At 71.7% G+C, this 2,310-nt stretch carries 2 protein-coding genes; one reads left to right on the forward strand and one right to left on the reverse strand.

The window, feature by feature from the left end; genetic code table 11:
• The first annotated feature begins 96 nt into the window (after positions 1-96).
• A complete protein-coding gene (locus ACRDP3_RS12835) occupies positions 97-1,335 on the forward strand; it encodes an MFS transporter (protein WP_431517034.1) in 1,239 nt (412 codons plus the stop codon).
• Positions 1,336-1,450: 115 nt separating this feature from the next.
• Here ACRDP3_RS12835 and groEL read toward each other — a convergent pair.
• Positions 1,451-2,310: chaperonin GroEL (gene groEL, locus ACRDP3_RS12840; protein ID WP_431517035.1), on the reverse strand; the 860-nt coding region annotated here is incomplete at its 5' end.

The following is a 2,310-nucleotide window of genomic DNA, read 5'->3' on the forward strand; positions in this document are numbered from 1 at the left end:
GAGTAGCCCGATCGGCCTAACGCAAACCAGCAACGCGGCAGGGGCTGTTGGGAGCGGCGTTCGCCCCGGGAGCCGGATCGGCCGATCATGGGAGCCATGGAAGCCGAGGGAGCCAGCGGAGCCGGAACCGTACGCCATCGGCATACGGGCTCGCCCGCGGCGGCGTTCTGGCTGGTGGCGCTGGCGTTCGCGGTGACGATGGTCGGCACGACGCTGCCGACCCCGCTGTACGTGCTCTACCAGGGCCAACTGCACTTCTCCACGCTGATGATCACGGTGATCTTCGCCGCGTACGCGGTGGGGGTGCTGGCGGCGCTGCTGGTGTTCGGACGGCTGTCGGACGAGATCGGGCGGCGGCGGGCGCTGTTGCCGGGGCTGGCGTGTGCCGCACTCAGCGCGGTCGTCTTCCTCTTCGCGCACGGACTGGCGCTGCTGTTCGTGGGGCGGGTGCTGTCCGGGCTGTCGGCGGGGATCTTCACCGGTACGGCGACTGCGGCGCTGGTCGACCTGGCTGGCCGGCGGGCGACCGAGCGGGCCTCTCTGGTGGCGACCGCGGTGAACATGGGCGGGCTGGGCAGTGGCCCGCTGCTGGCCGGGGTGCTCGCCCAACTCGCCCCGGCGCCGCTGCGACTGCCCTACGCCGTGCACCTCGGGATGCTGGCCGTCGCCACCGTCGGGGTGTGGTTCATGCCGGAACCGGTCGCGGTCGAGGCGGGCCGCCGCCCACCGCTGCGCGTGACGCGGCCGACCGTGCCCGCGCCGATGCGGGGCACGTTCGTGCGGGCGGCGATCGCCGGATTCGCGGGCTTCGCGGTGCTCGGGCTGTTCACGGCGGTCTCGCCCTCGTTCCTCGGCACGGTGCTCGGCATGCACAGCCTCGCGCTGTCCGGCGGTGTGGTCTTCACCGTGTTCGCCGCGTCGACCCTCGGGCAGATCGCGCTGGTGCCGTGGTTCGGCCGGGCGTCGCTGCCGGTGGGCTGCGCGGGGCTCATCGTGGGCATGGGGCTGCTGGCGGTCGGGCTGGCGGTCGAGTCGTTCGCCCTGCTGATGTGCGCCGGGGTGGTGGCGGGGCTGGGCCAGGGGATGAGCTTCCGTGCCGGGCTCGCCGCCGTGAACGCCGAGGCCCCGGCCGGGCAACGGGCCGCGGTGGCCTCGACCTTCTTCGTCGTGCTCTACGTGGCGCTGTCCCTCCCCGTGGTCGGCGAGGGCCTGGCGGCCGACGCCGTGGGACTGCGTACGTCCGGCATCGCCTTCAGCGTGGCCGTCGCCCTGCTGGCCGGCATCGCGCTGGTGGCGCTGCTACGGGCCGGGCGCACGGACTCACGCAGGGACTGAGGATCGGACCGGCGTGACGCGCCGAGGGCGGCACCCCCATGTGCTCGGGGTGCCGCCCTCGGTCCGTAGCGAGACCTACGTCGGCTACGGGGCCTGGCCTCTGATCGGCGTGCGATCAGAAGTCCATGCCACCGCCCATGCCGCCGGTCGGGTCGCCTCCACCGGCGGCGGCCTTCTCCGGCTTGTCGGCGATGACGGCTTCCGTCGTCAGGAAGAGCGCCGCGATGGAGGCGGCGTTCTGCAGCGCGGAACGGGTGACCTTGGCGGGGTCGTTGATGCCTTCGGCGAGCATGTCGACGTACTCGCCGGTCGCGGCGTTGAGGCCGTGACCCGGCTTCAGGTTGCGCACCTTCTCGGTCACGACGCCGCCCTCGAGGCCGGCGTTGATCGCGATCTGCTTGAGCGGGGCTTCCAGGGCCAGCTTGACGGCCTGGGCGCCCGTCGCCTCGTCGCCTTCCAGCTCCAGCTTCTCGAAGACGCTGGAAGCCTGGAGCAGAGCCACGCCACCACCGGCGACGATGCCCTCCTCGACGGCGGCCTTGGCGTTGCGCACCGCGTCCTCGATGCGGTGCTTGCGCTCCTTGAGCTCCACCTCGGTCGCGGCACCGGCCTTGATGACGGCCACGCCGCCGGCCAGCTTCGCGAGGCGCTCCTGGAGCTTCTCACGGTCGTAGTCCGAGTCGGAGTTCTCGATCTCGGCACGGATCTGGTTGACGCGACCAGCGATCTGGTCGGCGGCGCCAGCACCCTCGACGATGGTGGTCTCGTCCTTGGTCACGACGACCTTGCGGGCCTGGCCCAGCAGCTCGATGCCCGTGGACTCGAGCTTGAGGCCGACCTCCTCGGAGATCACCTGGCCACCGGTCAGGATCGCGATGTCCTGCAGCATGGCCTTGCGGCGGTCACCGAAGCCCGGGGCCTTGACGGCAACGGACTTGAAGGTGCCACGGATCTTGTTCACGACCAGCGTGGACA

This window comes from Streptomyces sp. (genome assembly GCF_050698815.1).
GTDB lineage: Bacteria > Actinomycetota > Actinomycetes > Streptomycetales > Streptomycetaceae > Streptomyces.

Excerpts from the sequence above, each read along its gene's own strand:
- ACRDP3_RS12835 (WP_431517034.1), top strand. The coding sequence starts at position 97 with ATGGAAGCCGAGGGAGCCAGCGGAGCCGGAACCGTACGCCATCGGCAT.